The organism is Flavobacterium sp. TMP13, assembly GCF_050847115.1.
Classification (GTDB): Bacteria; Bacteroidota; Bacteroidia; order Flavobacteriales; family Flavobacteriaceae; genus Flavobacterium.
Genome location: NZ_CP193656.1, coordinates 471357 through 488305 on the forward strand (window position 1 = coordinate 471357; position 16949 = coordinate 488305).

General features: G+C 32.8%; 15 protein-coding genes. 8 read left to right on the forward strand and 7 right to left on the reverse strand.

The genetic code is table 11. The annotated features are described in order from the left end of the window. The first annotated feature begins 27 nt into the window (after positions 1-27). The 4 genes from ACRASX_RS02045 (at position 28) to rpe (ending at position 4913) form a co-directional block, all read left to right on the forward strand. On the forward strand, positions 28-1218 hold the full coding sequence (locus ACRASX_RS02045; protein WP_432222258.1) for a DUF4249 domain-containing protein: 1191 nt from the start codon (positions 28-30) through the stop codon (positions 1216-1218). Continuing rightward, positions 1206-2942: a hypothetical protein gene (locus tag ACRASX_RS02050; RefSeq protein ID WP_432222259.1), complete on the forward strand. Its 1737-nt coding sequence runs from the start codon at positions 1206-1208 to the stop codon at positions 2940-2942. The genes ACRASX_RS02045 and ACRASX_RS02050 overlap by 13 nt, the downstream gene beginning before the upstream one ends. A gap of 149 nt (positions 2943-3091) precedes the next feature. Further along, positions 3092-3955, forward strand: coding sequence for a sigma-70 family RNA polymerase sigma factor (locus ACRASX_RS02055; protein WP_066310474.1), 864 nt, complete (start codon positions 3092-3094; stop codon positions 3953-3955). A 295-nt stretch (positions 3956-4250) separates the two neighbouring features. Beyond that, complete coding sequence (gene rpe / locus ACRASX_RS02060; RefSeq protein WP_432222260.1) at positions 4251-4913, forward strand: ribulose-phosphate 3-epimerase; 663 nt, start codon at positions 4251-4253, stop codon at positions 4911-4913. Positions 4914-4966: 53 nt separating this feature from the next. On the opposite strand, the gene ACRASX_RS02065 is transcribed toward rpe, so the two are convergent. From ACRASX_RS02065 to ACRASX_RS02075, 3 genes are all read right to left on the reverse strand, one after another. Then, positions 4967-5662 carry a zinc-dependent peptidase gene (locus ACRASX_RS02065; protein WP_197413403.1) on the reverse strand — a complete coding sequence of 232 codons (696 nt, stop codon included), beginning with the start codon at positions 5660-5662 and terminating at the stop codon, positions 4967-4969. Positions 5663-5801: 139 nt separating this feature from the next. Then, positions 5802-6878: a DNA topoisomerase IB gene (locus tag ACRASX_RS02070; RefSeq protein WP_432222261.1), complete on the reverse strand. Its 1077-nt coding sequence runs from the start codon at positions 6876-6878 to the stop codon at positions 5802-5804. A 221-nt stretch (positions 6879-7099) separates the two neighbouring features. Continuing rightward, positions 7100-7903 carry an endonuclease/exonuclease/phosphatase family protein gene (locus ACRASX_RS02075; protein WP_432222262.1) on the reverse strand — a complete coding sequence of 268 codons (804 nt, stop codon included), beginning with the start codon at positions 7901-7903 and terminating at the stop codon, positions 7100-7102. A 517-nt stretch (positions 7904-8420) separates the two neighbouring features. Between ACRASX_RS02075 and ACRASX_RS02080 the strand changes: the two genes are divergently transcribed. The 3 genes from ACRASX_RS02080 (at position 8421) to ACRASX_RS02090 (ending at position 11683) form a co-directional block, all read left to right on the forward strand. Further along, positions 8421-9473, forward strand: coding sequence for a DUF1852 domain-containing protein (locus ACRASX_RS02080; RefSeq protein WP_432222263.1), 1053 nt, complete (start codon positions 8421-8423; stop codon positions 9471-9473). A gap of 30 nt (positions 9474-9503) precedes the next feature. Further along, positions 9504-10535 (forward strand): methionine synthase, encoded by a 1032-nt coding sequence (locus tag ACRASX_RS02085; protein ID WP_432222264.1) that lies wholly within the window; start codon positions 9504-9506, stop codon positions 10533-10535. Positions 10536-10600: 65 nt separating this feature from the next. Further along, a complete protein-coding gene (locus ACRASX_RS02090; RefSeq protein ID WP_432222265.1) occupies positions 10601-11683 on the forward strand; it encodes an alkene reductase in 1083 nt (360 codons plus the stop codon). A 230-nt stretch (positions 11684-11913) separates the two neighbouring features. Here the strand turns inward: ACRASX_RS02090 and ACRASX_RS02095 are convergent, their stop codons facing one another. Further along, positions 11914-12906: a bile acid:sodium symporter family protein gene (locus ACRASX_RS02095; RefSeq protein ID WP_432222266.1), complete on the reverse strand. Its 993-nt coding sequence runs from the start codon at positions 12904-12906 to the stop codon at positions 11914-11916. Between the two features lie 164 nt (positions 12907-13070). On the opposite strand from ACRASX_RS02095, the gene ACRASX_RS02100 reads away from it, so the two are divergent. Then, positions 13071-13520 carry an Lrp/AsnC family transcriptional regulator gene (locus ACRASX_RS02100; protein ID WP_432222267.1) on the forward strand — a complete coding sequence of 150 codons (450 nt, stop codon included), beginning with the start codon at positions 13071-13073 and terminating at the stop codon, positions 13518-13520. Between the two features lie 343 nt (positions 13521-13863). Here the strand turns inward: ACRASX_RS02100 and ACRASX_RS02105 are convergent, their stop codons facing one another. The 3 genes from ACRASX_RS02105 to ACRASX_RS02115 form a co-directional block, all read right to left on the reverse strand. Further along, a complete protein-coding gene (locus ACRASX_RS02105; RefSeq protein ID WP_066311140.1) occupies positions 13864-14667 on the reverse strand; it encodes an endonuclease/exonuclease/phosphatase family protein in 804 nt (267 codons plus the stop codon). A gap of 91 nt (positions 14668-14758) precedes the next feature. Then, the gene (locus ACRASX_RS02110; RefSeq protein WP_432222268.1) at positions 14759-15673 is read right to left on the reverse strand and encodes a hypothetical protein; all 915 of its coding nucleotides are present in this window, start codon (positions 15671-15673) and stop codon (positions 14759-14761) included. A gap of 7 nt (positions 15674-15680) precedes the next feature. Continuing rightward, a complete protein-coding gene (locus ACRASX_RS02115) occupies positions 15681-16946 on the reverse strand; it encodes a hypothetical protein (RefSeq protein ID WP_066310500.1) in 1266 nt (421 codons plus the stop codon). Positions 16947-16949: the final 3 nt, after the last annotated feature.

Consider the following 16949-nt stretch of genomic DNA (forward strand, 5'->3'; position numbering starts at 1 on the left):
AAAAATAATAAATTAGAATTCAAAGCAATGAAAAATCATATATTCAAAAAAATAATTCTGTTACTATTACTAAATTCGATTTTTAGTAGTTGTACAGAAACATATCCTTTGCTGTCTAATGCGTATGAAGAAGCAATAGTAGTAGAAGCTACAATTACAAACGAATTAAAGAACCAAGAAATAAAGATTTCTAAAACTAGCAAATTAGAAGAGGAAGGCATTAAACGAGAAACAGGAGCTACTGTTTCTGTGACGGATAACCAAGGAAATGTTTATATCTTTGAAGAGCAATCTGGCGGATTTTATACGTCTAGATTAGCATTTAAAGCAGAACCGAGTATAACGTATTCCCTAAACATTACAACCGCCGACGGAAAAACATACGAATCTTCTAAAGAAAACTTAACAACTGAAAATAATATAGAAAGTTTAGTGTCCGAAGTAATTACTGATGAAATGCTTGGTCGAGGTGTACAAATAAAAGTAAATAGCTATGACCCAAATACTACTTCAAAATACTATCGTTACGAATATGAAGAGACTTATAAAATAATTACTCCAAAATGGCGCGCCGAAAAATTAATAGTAACTGGGCCGCAGACTTTAGGACTTGTTAAAAATAGTACTGAAAGTAGGATTTGCTACACTACTAAGAACTCTACTGATATTATTTTGACCAAAACATCCGACTTGAAAGAAGATCGTGTCGACTTTCAAATTCGTTTTATTAGTGATCAAAATTATATTTTAAGTCACCGTTACAGTGTTTTAGTGAAACAATATGTACAAAATCTTGAATCGTACACTTTTCGCAAAACAATGAAAGAAATATCAAGTTCTGAGAGTATTTTATCACCCAAACAACCTGGTTTTATTAACGGAAATATAAAATGTACTTCTAACAGAGATGAAAAAGCAATAGGTTTCTTTGAAGTTTCATCCATGTCATCAAAACGAATATTTTTCAATTACAGTGATCTATTTCCAGGTGAAAAAATACCACCGTATTTTACAAATTGTCAAGAAGAAGAATATAAATTCTGCTTTGGATTTAGCATACCTGCCTGTCAAGGAGAAGCTTTAATTAAAGGAATTAATGGAGGCACAGTTACCTATTATTCCAATGCAGACAACACTTCTTATCAAGTAGTACCAGTGGAGTGTGGAGATTGCACATCATTTTCTAACAACGAAAAACCAGCATTTTGGATAGATTAACATATTTTATAGTACTGTTTGTGTTTCTTAACACACAACAAATTGTTTCCCAAGAATCTATTTTAGTAGACGAAACAGTATTTCTACATGCCAATACCACAACTTTTGTATCTGGAGAAAGTTTACAATATAAAATATATTGTTTAAAAGCGTCCGATAAAACTCCTAGTTTCATCAGTAAAGTTGCATACGTGGAGCTTATTGACAGTGAAAAAAAATCTGTTTTTAAAAGTAAAATCGCTTTGAAAAACGGAACAGGAAATAGTGATTATTTTATTCCCACAAGCTTAAGCAGTGGCAATTACAAACTGGTTGCCTATACCAATTGGATGTTAAATACCGATATTTCAAATTTTTTCACTGTAGACATCACAATATTCAATCCTTATGCAGCAGAAGCTTTAGAAAGAACTTTGGTTGTTGAGAAGAACCTCAAACTGAAGAACTCCTTCAAATACGATAATTTCAACAAAAGCAGTACTACGAATAAAAGCATTACAATCAATCTTGACAAAGAGATCTATAAACCACGAGAGTTAGTTACTTTGAAAATAAAATCCGCAAATTCTTTATTTAAAGATGGAAATTATTCGGTTACAATTGTAAAAATGGATGAGCTTCCAACCATAAAACAAGCAGACGCCACTGATTTTATAACCTCACAAGGATCAACGTCTATTGATCTATACAATCAAAAAAATAAAATATATGTGCCAGAACTTCGAGGTGAAATTGTTACCGGAAAAATAACTGCAAAAAACAAAATCGATCAGTTAGAAAATATTGCGATTGCACTTTCTGTACCTGGATCCTCTTTTGATTTTAAAATTGTAAAAACAAATACGAACGGTGAATTTATTTTTGACCTTACGCCTCACTCCTTAAACAAGCAAATTTCACTTCAAATAATAGGAGAAGAGGCAAAGTTGTACGATATTAAATTAGACAAATCTCCCGAGTTAGCATATTCTAAGTTATCTTTCGAAAACTCTTTGTTCCTACCAGAAAGTAGCAAGAAAACCTTATCCAACAGATCAATAGCGAGTCAAATAAGAAATTCGTACTATGCTTCTTTTAAAGATAGTTTGCTGAGTCCAGTTTTAAAAACACCCTTCTATTATCCAACTGCTAAACCGTATATTTTAGATGATTTTACACGATTTAAAACTTTAAAGGAAACTGCTATAGAAATTGTAAAAGAGATATATTTGAAACAAGTGGACAATAACACATTTATTCACGTAAATGATCCTACTATTTTTCCTCAATTACCCGAAGCAGCATTAGTTTTAGTTGATGGAATGTATTTAAAAAATCAAAATGATTTAAATAAATACAGCATGAAAAATGTGTATAAGATAGAGGTTATCGTTGGAAGATATTATCTTGGTCCTAAATCGTTCAACGGATTGGTAAGTTTTACAACTTTTAAAAACGATTTCATTCCTACAGAAAATCAAAATTATGTCTTAAACGGAGCGATTGTGAGACCCGATCAAGAAAAAATTTATAAAAAAATTGAATACTCTACTCTTAGTCAAGATAAAAGAATACCAGATTACCGCTACCAATTATTATGGGAGCCCAATGTTTCATTAAGTAACGATACAACTCTTTTAAACTTTTATACTTCTGATGTGACTGGTAAATTTCAAATTAATATGGAAGGTTTTAATTTAAACGGTCAGCCCATATCACTTTTTAAAGATTTTGAGGTGAACTAACATTTTTAAATAACTGGGATATTTTCTTCTATTTAGAAAGATAACTTTGTCCATAAATACAATTTAATAAATTATTTTAAAAATTATGTAACTTTTTTGCAACTCGATACGTATAACTACTTGTACACTTAAAACGAGGAAGACAAAACATGAGACAACTTAAAATCACCAAGCAGGTAACTAATCGTGAAACTGCTTCATTAGACAAATATTTACAAGAAATCGGAAAAGTAGACTTAATTACTGCCGACGAAGAAGTAGAATTGGCGCAAAAGATTAAAGCTGGTGATCAAAAAGCTTTAGAGAAATTAACAAAGGCCAATTTGCGTTTTGTTGTTTCTGTAGCAAAACAATATCAAAATCAAGGATTAACACTACCCGATTTAATTAACGAAGGAAATTTAGGTTTGATTAAAGCGGCACAACGTTTTGATGAAACTCGTGGATTTAAATTTATTTCGTACGCAGTTTGGTGGATTCGTCAGTCGATTTTGCAAGCTCTGGCGGAACAATCTCGTATTGTTCGTTTGCCTCTGAACAAAATTGGTTCTATCAATAAAATTAACAAGATGTACGCTCTATTAGAGCAATCTAATGAACGTCCGCCTTCTGCTGAAGAAATTGCAAAAGAATTGGACATGACCGTAAATGATGTAAAAGAGTCAATGAAAAACTCTGGTCGTCACTTATCAATGGATGCACCTTTAGTTGAAGGAGAAGATTCAAACCTTTACGATGTATTGCGTTCTGGTGAGTCTCCAAACCCTGATAGAGAATTAATTCAAGAATCTTTACGCACAGAAATAGAGCGTTCTTTAGAAACACTAACACCAAGAGAAGCTGATGTAGTTCGTTTGTATTTTGGTTTAGGTGACCAACATCCAATGACATTGGAAGAAATTGGAGAAACTTTCGACTTAACTCGTGAGCGTGTTCGTCAAATTAAGGAAAAAGCAATTCGTAGATTGAAACATACTTCAAGAAGTAAAATTCTAAAAACATATTTAGGCTAAAAAGCTTAAAATTTGAAAGTTGAGTCTAAAGTTTTTTACTTGATGACAATTGACTTTTAACTATACAATAAACAACAGTTTGATTGACTGTTCGTTTTTTGATTGATGATTGAAACCTCGGCTGATTACCGAGGTTTTATTTTTTATAATAAAACCTCGGTCAGTTCGTGGCAAGCACTCGGGTTTCCGAGGTTTTGTTTTTTATAATAAAATCTCGGTCAGTTCGTGGCAAGCACTCGGGTTTCCGAGGTTTTATTTTTTATAGTATATTTGCAAAAATAACATAACTACACAAATGAAAAACACACTTATTGCACCTTCAGTTTTAGCTGCAGACTTTGCCAATTTACAACGTGATATCGAAATGATCAACAATAGTGAAGCTGATTGGTTTCACATTGACATTATGGATGGCGTTTTTGTTCCTAATATTTCATTTGGAATGCCTGTTTTACAAGCTATTGCTAAACATGCAAAAAAGACAATTGATGTACATTTAATGATTATTGATCCAGATCGTTATATTAAAACGTTTGCAGATTTAGGAGCGAATATTTTAACGGTGCACATCGAAGCTTGTACACATTTGCACAGAACTTTACAAGCCATTAAAGCAGAAGGTATGAAGGCTGGTGTTGCTTTAAATCCGCATACCAGTATTGATTTACTAGAAGATGTAATAAATGACATCGATATGGTTTGCATTATGAGCGTGAATCCTGGTTTTGGTGGACAATCGTTTATTGAAAACACGTATGCCAAAGTTGAAAAATTAAAAGCCTTAATAGTTAAAAAAGGAGCTTCTACATTAATTGAAATTGATGGTGGTGTTACCAATAAAAATGCCAAGCAATTAGTTGAAGCTGGAGCTGATGTTTTAGTAGCTGGAAGCTATGTTTTTGGAGCCGCAGATCCCGTAACGACTGTTGCAGACCTAAAAAAACTAACTTCATTTTAATAATCTCCAACATAAATAAAAAGCCCGAAGAGACAAATCTTCAGGCTTTTTATTTATTGTATTTCCTTATAGTTTAGCATTCTTTTTAGACGCTCAAATAATTCTGGGAACTCGGATTTAAAAACGTTCGGAGTTTCAAAAAAATGCTCCAACAGAACTGCTAAAAACTCAAACTTATTAGTATAAGCATATGCCCGGAAATAATTTTTTACGCGAAGCGCATTTAAAAAATCTTCATTATCAAAATACTTCACGACAAAATTAAATTCTTCATGAAAAATCATTGCACTCGCGTCTTTACTTTTAAGCGCATGAAACAGTAATGCATGAGTAAACTCATGTAATCCTAAGTTAATATTATCCTTCACTTTGTGACCACTTAAAAAATCCTCCCAAGAAAAAACAATTAGTTTCATTCTCGGATTAAATTCTCCTTTATGATACGTGTCATTTATGGTGGAATAATAAGTAGACGGATAAATAATGATCGTGTTAAACATGGTAGTACGGTAATTTCGCATTCCAAACGTCAATACCACGTACGTTGCAGCAATAAGTGCTTTCATTTCGTAATTCACCAAAATTTCTTTACCTACAAAGGAATAATTCTGAATAAATTTATCTACTCTTTTTTCGAAATAAATTTTTTGTCTACTTTCAAGATTTCGATAAAAAATAAATTCTTTTTCTAAGATACTTACTAATTTTAAATTAGAGTCGAATCCAAATAAAAAAGGATTCCAATGCAAAAACAATGGTCGTTTATGTAACCGTATATAAATGGGTTCGACGATTTTTAGAATCACAAAGAATCCAAAATAAATTCCGAATAAAATATAAACAAAAGTCATTACCATAGTACTGACCAAAGTAGTTAAAAACTTATTTCTAACCTAAAACAGCTGCTATTTTTTCTGTGTTGAGTAATTTTATTAATGCTTTCTCTTCTGGGTTAAGTTTTGAATTTGCCGTTGATCTTTTGGGCTTATAGTTCCAAATTGTACCATTCTCAAAAGACGCAATAACCGTTGGATGCACGTAATACTTTTTACAAACTGCACGCGTGTTCCCTAATTGATGAGAAACCGTATCCAATACAGCCACTATTTTCTTATTACAATCACTCGCTGTCGCTGGTTTTTCTTCATTCAAAAAACTACACAAAGCATTCAAACTTCCAGCCCATGCTCTAAAGTCTTTAGCTGTAAAATCTAATTGCGTAATTTCTTTGATGTAGTTATTTACATCTGCCGAACCAATGCTGCAATGATTCCCGTTATCATCATAATACTGAAAAAGTTCTTGTCCTGGAATATCACGACAACGTTTCACTAATCGTATCAGCCTTTTATTCTTTAAACTAATTTTATGTTTCACCCCTTTTTTACCAGTAAATTCAAAGAACAATTGTCCTTTATCAAACTTGGCATGTCGGTCTCTCAAAGTTGTCAAACCAAAAGATCCGTATAACTTTTTATAGGCTTCATTTCCTATTCTAATGTTAGTTACCTCGATCAATTTAATTACCAAAGCTACCACCTTTTCATAAGGCATACCTCTTCTGTTTAAATCCTTATCGAGTTGAGCTCTAATTTTCGGTAATACTTTGGCAAACTGTCGAAGTCTATAAAACTTTGATTGATTTCGAATTTTATTCCAGTTCGTATGGTATTTATACTGTTTTCTGCCTTTAGAATCTAGGCCCGTTGCTTGTAAGTGTCCATTTGGATAGGGCGAAATCCAGACATTTTCCCAAGCTGGTGGAATAATTAATTTTTGAAATCGAGTCAATAAATCGGCATCTTCAATAATTATTTCTTCGGCATCTTTATAGATAAAAGTTTTTCCTTTTCTAAGTCGGAAAAAGCCACGACTAACATCTGAAAAATAACGCAGTCCTACTACCTTCGCCGACTGTTTTGGATCATCCACAATTTTTTGTAATTTTTTCTCTAACCGACACATAATCCTATACTTTAAAAATAAACTTAAATGTAGGTTGATTCTAACTTTAAAGTTTTACATAATTTAGGACGGGAATTCTAAAATTGCTTCTGTTTAAAAAAAAGATAGTAGAACGAAAAATTATATATCATTGAAAATATTCACATAGAAATTTGATTACTCCCAATTTAGAATAAGCTTCTTTTCATTGTCAAAGTCATTCTACATATTCTATCTTCCAACTACTTTAAAATAATTTCCGCCCAAATTGGAATATGATCTGAAATTTTTCTTGCTTCTTGCAAAGTACCGAAAATTTTGAAAAATGGAATTATTCCAGCGCTTTTAATGGTAATTTTTAAGTCATTGTAGAATATATTATCAAATTCTGAAGCCAAACATTGACTATCAATACAGCTTTTCTTTAAAGAAGTCTTTTGCCCTACTAATACTGGCTTGTATCCCATTTTCTTTAAAGGATTGAAAACAGTATGCGATTGTGGACAATTGAAGTCACCCACAAAAATTAAATTTAAAGTTGGATATTGAAAAGGTAAAAATTTAAAAAACTTGATTTCTCTTTCAGGTTGTTTGTTCTTGGTTATCGCGTGAAAGTTAACGACTGTAAACTGTTTCTTCTTATATTGAAAAGTTGCATAATATGGTTCTCTGTCAATTTCTAAATTATATTTTTCTTCCAGCCAAGGTTTTCCAACTAGCTTAATTCTAGTACTCTTCCATAGAAACGCGTAGCGTTCCGTTTTGTAAGCGCTACTACTTGTGGGATCACTCACTATGTAATTCCACTTAGTTCCTCTTCTATTCAACTCGTCAGCAAGTCTTGCTATTGCTTGAGTACCAACAAAACCAGCAACCACTTCCTGAATGGCTACGATATCAAAATCACTAATTGTATTTGCAATGAAACTTATTTCTTGATCGGACTTCGACTTGCCAATATTCTCAATATTCCACGAGACCAGTTTAACTTGGGCATTAATACAAAATACTACAAGCAGACAAAATAAATTAAAAAGGATTTTCATAGGAGATTATTCGAACAAGTGTTTTGTTAGACAACTAGCAAAAATAGACAAAATCAGCTTAAGTCTTTGTTTGAGAATTAGTGTGCTAAAACTGGCAAAATAAAAAGCCTTTAACTACAAATATACTTAAAAGCTTTTAGTGACCCTAAAGATCCAAAATTCGAACCTTTTTATGCAAGATTTGCAAATTATAAATGACATTTAATCTTCGAATTAAATGTCAATATAAATATGGGATGTCCTGTTGGGGTTGATACAAAAATCTATTTAATTTTTAAGCTATCTTAAACAGAATTCGCCTTAGCTTTCTGTGGCACTTTTGAAGGCAAATCCAGAATGATATCTAAGTTCTTTAAAGAGAAATCATCTGTTTTCTTTATTGTGGTATTTGTAAAAAGATTAATTATCTTATAATTAATCTTAAAAAAGATTAATTATCTGAATTTAAATATAAATATAAATAATTCATCTTTTATTTTCAATTTTGTAAGGTAAAAAAACTAAAAAGTGTTATCAGATGAAAGCGAACATACAAGAAGATTCAAGAATAAATGAAAAGAAAGACATTGAAAATGTCCAGAAAACCATCAAGAATGATTTTGTGTTCGCCCTAAAGAGCACTTGTTTAGATGAAAACTATCAACCCTCAAGTAAAACACGTCTGACTACCAATTTTGCAAATTTGGCTAGAGGAGAAAATCGCCAGCAAAACTTGCGTAATGCCTTAAATATGATTAACAATCGATTCAATGCATTGGCTCATTTGGATAATCCAAAAGGAGATCGTTATCTCGTAGAACTTGAAATCATGACGGTAACGATGAATATTGATAATAAAAATGATATTGACAATCTGCCGATGATTGAAGTTTTAAAAACGAATATTTTTGACCGTAAGACTAACCGGTATATAGATGGTGTTGCCGGAAATAATTATTCTTCTTACGTACGAGATTATGATTTCAGTTTTTTATTGATCGAGCACAATAAAAACAAATCTAGTTTTTGTGTTCCTGAAAATTTTGGTGATTTACACGGTAAACTTTATAAGTGCTTTGTGAGTTCAGACACTTACAAAGAGCACTTTAAAATGTCACCAATCATTTGCCTAAGTGTATCGAGCAACAAAACGTATACTCGCACTGAGTATCAGCATCCAATTCTGGGTTTTGAATATCAGCAGGATCAGTATTCTCTTACTGATGAATATTTCTCTAAAATGGGCTTAAAAGTTCGTTTTTTTATGCCTCCGAACAGTGTGGCGCCGATGGCTTTTTATCACTCAGGAGATTTACTTACTGATTATACTGATCTTGGACTGATCAGCTCAATCAGCACTATGGAGACTTTTCAGAAGATTTATCGCCCTGAAATTTACAATGCAAATTCAATAGCTGGTAAAATCTATCAACCTAATCTTAAACACGAAGATTATTCACTGACTCGCGTAGATTATGATCGCGAAGAGCGCAGCCGACTGGCTACTGAACAGGGTAAATATGCTAAAGATCATTTCATCAAGCCTTACAAGCATATTCTTGAACAGTGGTCAGCTAATTTCACTCTTTAATTAAATGCTACACTTTAAAATTATTTTATTATGAAGAAAATATTGTTACCAACCTCAATTGTTGGAAGTTTACCTAAACCTGCATGGCTTGCACCACCCGAAAAACTTTGGTCTCCTTGGAAATTAGAAGGCGATCAGTTATTAGAAGGAAAACAAGATGCTTTGCGCATTGCTCTGCAAGAACAAGATTTAGCAGGCTTGGATATCATTTGCGATGGTGAACAAACACGTCAACATTTTGTAACAACATTTATAGAACATTTAACGGGTGTAGATTTTGAAAATCGTAAAACTGTGAGAATTCGTGACCGTTATGACGCGAGTGTTCCTATGGTTGTAGGTGACGTTGCACGTCAAAAATCTGTTTTTGTGGAAGATGCTAAATTTTTACGAAAACAGACGAATAAGCTTATAAAATGGGCATTACCTGGCCCCTTGACTATGGTAGATACATTATACGATGGCCATTACAAAAGCAGAGAAAAATTGGCTTGGGAATTTGCAAAAGCACTTAATGAAGAAGCCAGAGAACTGCAAGATGCAGGGGTAGATATTATTCAGTTTGATGAACCTGCGTTTAATGTTTTTTTTGACGAAGTAAATGATTGGGGAATGGCAACATTAGAAAAAGCCATTGAAGGTTTAAAATGCCAAACGGCAGTACATATTTGCTATGGTTATGGAATACAAGCCAATAATGACTGGAAAAAAACATTGGGTTCAGAGTGGCGCCAATACGAAGAAATTTTCCCGAAAATTCAAAATTCTAAGATTGATATTGTGTCATTAGAATGTCAGAACTCAAATGTGCCTCTAAATTTAATGGAACTTATTCGTGGTAAAAAAATAATGGTTGGTGCAATTGATGTGTCAAAGAATACTATCGAAACAGCTGAAGAAGTAGCTAATACGTTGCGTAAAGCGCTAGAGTTTGTGGATATTGAAAATCTTTTGCCTAGTACAAACTGCGGTATGGCTCCCTTATCCCGCAGTGTAGCAAGAGGTAAGTTAACTGCTTTAAACGCAGGAGCGGAAATTATCCGTAAAGAACTTGGTATTTAAAATCATAAATTGAGGTTTATTCACCAATCTTTTAAACAACCTTACCAATTTTTAGTGATAGCAATATGAGACTTTTAGAAAAAACAGAATTAGGAGGTATCAGCCTAAAAAACAGAATGGTTATGGCAGCGATGACAAGAGGCCGTACAGATACAAATGGCTTGGTAGGTGATATGACAATAGAATACTACACCCAAAGATCAGGCGCAGGCTTGCTGTTTACCGAATCCATTAGGATCAGTGAAGATGCTACTGGCAGTCCACTTACTCCTGGTATTTTTACGACACAACAAATAGAAGCCTGGAAAAAGGTTACAACGTCGGTACACAATAAAGGCGGTGTTATCATAGCTCAGCTTTGGCACACTGGTCGTGTGGGGCATTCTGTAGACAGGAACGGAAAGCTGCCTTTTGCACCATCACCCTTACCTATCACAGGAATGCAGCATTTCACCTCTGATGGCATGAAGGATTATGAAATACCTCAGGAAATGACAATTCCGGAAATCAAACAGACCATTAAGGATTTTGGTCAAGCCGCAAAAAATGCCATAGCTGCAGGTTTTGACGGGGTTCAACTCCACGCTGCCAACGGTTATCTTCCTAACCAGTTCTTAGCTGAAAGTGCCAATCAAAGGACGGATGATTACGGAGGCAGTATCCCAAACAATGCTCGATTCATACTGGAGGTGATGCAGGAATTAATCAGTGCTGTGGGTAGTGAAAAGGTAGGTATTAAAATATCCCCTTTCAATCCCTATGCAGCTATAGTGCTGAATGATCCTGTCGCTACCTATAATTGTCTTATTGAAGAACTGAACAAGCTAGACTTTGCGTATGTAGAACTCATGCGTCGTAGTCCCTATTATGCTTCAGCTGAAAATGATGGCACCCACAATGAGATGGAATTATTTGGTAGAAAGATTCGCCAGATAGTTATTGCGAATGCAGGCTATGACAAAGCTTCCGCCGAAGCAGAACTTGAAAAAGGCATTGCAAAGCTGATCTCCTTTGGCAGATTATACATCGCAAACCCTGACCTAACTGAACGCTTTGAAAAAAATGCTTCACTTAGTGAGCCAGACAGGACAAGAATTTATGGTGGTGGAGAACAAGGTTATACAGATTATCCATTTTGTAACGAATAAAATTCCACACAAATAAAGGATAATTTAAACCATAGACTATTGTGACGTAAAGCGTTCTCAAATAAGTTTAAATTGAGCTATTATGTACAGCAGAATAGCTGTTTTAAACTCAATTTTTAAAAATCAGTCACTTCTTTTTCTATTATAATTAAATCCCCAAAAGATCGCAAAATCTTTATGGGGATTTTTTACCTGAAAAGGATAAAGGTTGCACACGCTATAAATAAAAATTACACTTCTTTTCGTCGGGCCATCCGCTGTGCGATGATGCTGGCAGCAATCAATTGTAAGGCATGGTAAAGCATGAGTGGCAACAATATAATACCAGTGATGGTACTGTGTTGAAACAGCACTTTTGACATTACGGTTCCATGTACCAACGACTTTTTAGATCCGCAAAATAAAACAGTAATGCGATCTTCTGCTGAAAAGCCAAACAACCGACTGATTAGTCCAACACAAAAGAATACGACAAAAAATAAGGTCATCATCCCTGCGGCGAGTCCAGCAAGTTCAAGGGCGGTGAAGCCATCAAAAATATGTTCGGAGAATGACTTACAAAACGAGGTATAAATGATGGTAAGAATGACCGCTTGATCGAAATATTTGAGTTGTTTCTTATATTTTTCGGCAACGGCACCAAAACGGGAGTTAAGACTGATTCCAATGATAACAGGCAACAAGACTTGAAGAATCAACTTTGTGAAGATATGAGTAACATCAAAATCGCCTGTTGCTGAAGCGATGAACAACCCAACCCACAGCGGCGTAACCAATACTCCGATCAAACTAGAAATACTCGAATTGAAAATGGCTGCGGGGATGTTCCCCTTGGCTATGGAAACCATGACCACGGAAGACGAAACTGTAGAAGGTAAAGCTGCCAGAAAAAATACACCTAACCAAAGCAACTCGAAGTCGGTATTGACGAACAAGGGACGAAATGCCAAAACGATGAGCGGAAAAAACAAAAATGTTGTCAACTGTACGACAATGTGCATTTTCCAGTTAACAAGCCCAGCTTTTAATTTTTCAACACTCAGTCGCAAACCATAAAATAAGAAAATCAACGACACACCTATATTAGCTATTTCCTCTAGGGAAACAGGTTCTTTTACCAAGCCTGGCATCGGCAAAAAATAAGCCAACAGAATCATGGTACCTATCATTAACAGGAAACCGTCGAAACCTACTTTACTTAATATTTCTAATAACTTTTTCAATGTGCTCTTACTATTTTCTAGGTTTTTATGCTGCAAAAGTAAGTTTTGCAAGTCATTAAATCTTCTATTTACTTAAAATAAGGTTTTTGTGTTTATTTGTTTTACATTTGAAGATTAATATCCTTTTTTCTAAATTAATTCAACCTTTTTAAGTAAAATATTCTATGGAGCAGATAGACGACGTTGATCTTCAGTTATTAAATATTCTTCACAATAACTCCAAATATACGGTTAAGGAGCTTGCTAAAATGGTAAATCTTTCTTCATCACCTGTTTTTGAACGTATTAAACGATTAGAGAAAAGCGGTTATATTAAGAAATACATAGCCCTGCTAGATGCAGAAAAACTTAATAGGGGATTTATCGTTTTCTGTAATATCAAACTTAAACAGCACGATAAAAATATCGGAAATCAGTTTGTTACTGATATTATGAAAATAGAAGAAATAGTGGAATGCTATAATATCGCAGGAGATTACGATTTTTTAATGAAAGTCTCTGCTAAAGACATGAAGCATTATCAAGATTTTGTATTTAATAAATTAGGCGCAGTTAAAAGCATAGGCAGCACCCATAGTACATTTGTCATGGCCGAGATAAAAAACATGTATTGATAGTTCCGCTAGGGTTGATTTATTTGAAATTGGAAAAGCGTACATAAAAATGAATATTGGAGATAGAGTTAACAATGTATTATATAAATTGTCTTCTTTTATAGCCAACTTTCGGATCATAATTATTCTGTTAGTTAAAATACACCACGGTGTTCGGAACCAAATTCACCATTAAACATTGACTTCGCAAAAAATAAAAGAAATTCAACTGAAAATTCAAACTATAAAAAAAGCCTGAGAATCTAAGTTCCCAGGCTTTTAGTTTTTTATAGTGACCCTAAAGATACAAAATTCGAATCTTTTATTTAATGATTTAAATAGTTTAACCCAATCATAATATATGTTAGTTCAGAACAATTTCAGCCCAGATTGGTACGTGATCTGAAATATTTCTTGCATCTTTCAATGAATTAAATGTTTTATAAAAGGAAATATGTCCTGCATTGATAAGAATGACTTTTGATTTATTATAAAACATATTGTCAAACTCAGAAGCCAAACATTCTTCAGATTTACAATCCTTCTTCAGTGTAGTTTTTTGACTTTTAAGCACGGATTCGTAACCGATATTTTTTAATGGATTAAATACTGTATGGGATTCTGGACAATTAAAATCACCCACGAAGATTAAATTTAAGTTAGGATATTCTATAGGTAAATGTTTAAAATACTTGATTTCCGTTTCTGGTTGTTTACTCTTGGTAATAGCATGAAAGTTTACTACGGTAAATTGCTTGTTTTTATATTCAAAAGTGGCATAAAATGGTTCTCTATCGATCTCTAAATTAAATTTTTTTTCAAGCCAAGGTTCCCCGATTATCTTAATAATGTTCGTTTTCCACAGAAAAGCATACCTCTCCGTTTTATATGCACTACTGCTGGTTGGAGCACTCACCCTGTAATCCCATTTGGTCCCTGTTCGATTTAGTTCATCTGCTAATCTAGCAATGGCTTGCGCTCCGCCATAACCTGCAACAACCTCTTGAATGGCTACAATATCAAAATCCTTAACCGTATTAGCAACAAACAATATTACTTGATCTGACTTTGATTTACCAATATTCTCAATATTCCATGATAGCAATTTCGTTTGAGCATTTATTGTAATTGTAAAAAAAATTAAAAGAAATCTAAAAAAGGTTTTCATAAAATAAAACATGATAAAATTTTTTACATAATGATTAAAAAAAATCAAGGACAGCTAAAGCACATTATATACTTTTTAGATTTATATGTGATTAGTATTGTTCAATAAAATCTTTAATTACTTTATCTATGTTACTTGGCAAACCAGATTCTTTAATAACAAATCGTTTTACTTTCATTTTTTTAAACCAATTTCCCCAATATTCTTTTATTACTTTAGCTTCATATGGGTTTTTAGTATCTGGATTTACACCAAGTACTAAAATTTCCAAATCAGATAAATCTTCATTAGCGGAAATGAGCCCAAATTTATTTTTTTCTATTTTATCTTTCCAATTGGGTGTATTCAATCCATTAGCACGAATCATTTCAGGCACTAAATATGAAGTTAAGTTATCTTCTTTTATTTTTGTGTCCTTATAAAAGATATAACCATCAGTTAATAAGATTAAAATATTTCGATGTTTATTTTCAATGCAATAATCATTAACATTGTTTGCAAAAAATTTCCAAATATCCGATCCAACATAGTTATTATCTTTAATTGCTAAATCATAAATTTTTGCAGTTTCATCATTATAAGTAACATTAACCCGATTGATGTTATTTTTGGAAGCATTATTTTTATCAAACACAAATTTTAACTTACCCGAAATACTATTAATTTCTTCGTTTAAAGGTTCTGGATTAAAATAAACAGCAATTTTGTCATTCATCTCTCTAATTTTTTTAGTCTTTATGTGGTTTGTAAATGCCGTTGCAATAGAATTGATATAGCCTAAATCTCGTTGATAAAATTCCATCGTTGAATTTGGATACTTTTCTGTACTAATTCTATCTGACAAATCTAAGAGAATACTAATGTTATAATTATTAGATGATTTTTTTTCAGGCGTTATAATCTCTTCTTTATTTTTTTGATTATCATTAGAATCTTCATTTTTACATGAAAGCACTAAAATTAGAATTAAAATGGATAGTACTGTTTTTATTGATTTTTGTTTCATAAAAATATTAATTGTTAGAATAAATTAAATGTTGGTAATCGGAATCTACTAAATCGACTGATTTTAAATGCTCATTTGCAATAGCATCACATTCTGATAATAAGTTATGTTTTTGCTCGTTAGGAAGTGCTATTTCTGTACCAATGGCTTGAAACCAACCTTCCTTATATTGATTATGATAATTTAAATATTCTTTTACAGGAAAGACAAATCCATCGACCTTTGATTGCAAAAGTTTAATCTCTCCTTTATGATGATCAATTTTATTTGAAAATTCTAAAATTTTAATACTATTTTCTAATTTTGATTTCTCAAAATTCACAATTTCTTCTTTTTTTCCTCTAATAAAAACTCTAATTTTATCTTTATTTTCATTTTCTTTCATTACAAAATCAAATACTAATCCCCAAATAACATACACGACAAATCCAGCAAAAATAATCATCCAGAATTCAGCTTGACCCAATGCTATTTCTAGGTCATACAGTGGTGAATCAGGTGTTTTATTAAAATCGTAAATTTTCTTTTCAATTACGTAAGCTAATAAAGAATCAAATAAAAACGTGGTTGCAAATAGAGCTGTAACTCGCAATGTTTTTTTTATTCCAGTCTCTTTTTGCATCATATGAATCACATATCCTAAACCCATAAATACAAAAGGAATTGTTATCACTAAAACACCCTCCAACCAACTTGCTTTAAAGGCATTTGTCAACGCATCAGCATCAAAAATGGCAGCGGTTAAACTAGTATCTGTAAACTCTTTAAAAAAAGCAGAATAAGATGCTGAAATGTAAAAAACTAGTAAATACAAAGTAATCGGTAGTAGCAATATTAGACCAATGTAAAATTGTGCAGTACCACCTTTGCCATCATCAATATATTTTTGAGGATTTACTTTTACATCGACAGTTTCGTAGGCAGCATTTTCAATTTTTTTATCTATTTCATGCTCTTTTTGTTCATATATTCCAATTGCTGTTTCACATTTTTTAAGTTCTGTCCTACTTTTTTCTTGCTCTTCTTTAAAAGGTTGCTTCAGCCTTTGTTGTTCTGAAATTTGGCGGCTACATTGGTCTTTGAAGTTGGTAAATAAATTTTGCAAGCATGCTCTAAGTACAATTGGTCTTCCAGAAGCTCTTAAAGAAGCTGTAAATCCACTTTGATAATAAGTAATTCTGATTTGTTCTCTGTCTTCTTCTTTATTTTGTATGTGTTCGCCTAAAGCTTCTTCTACTTTTTTTAAACGGAACAACTGCTGTAATGGTTTCATAAA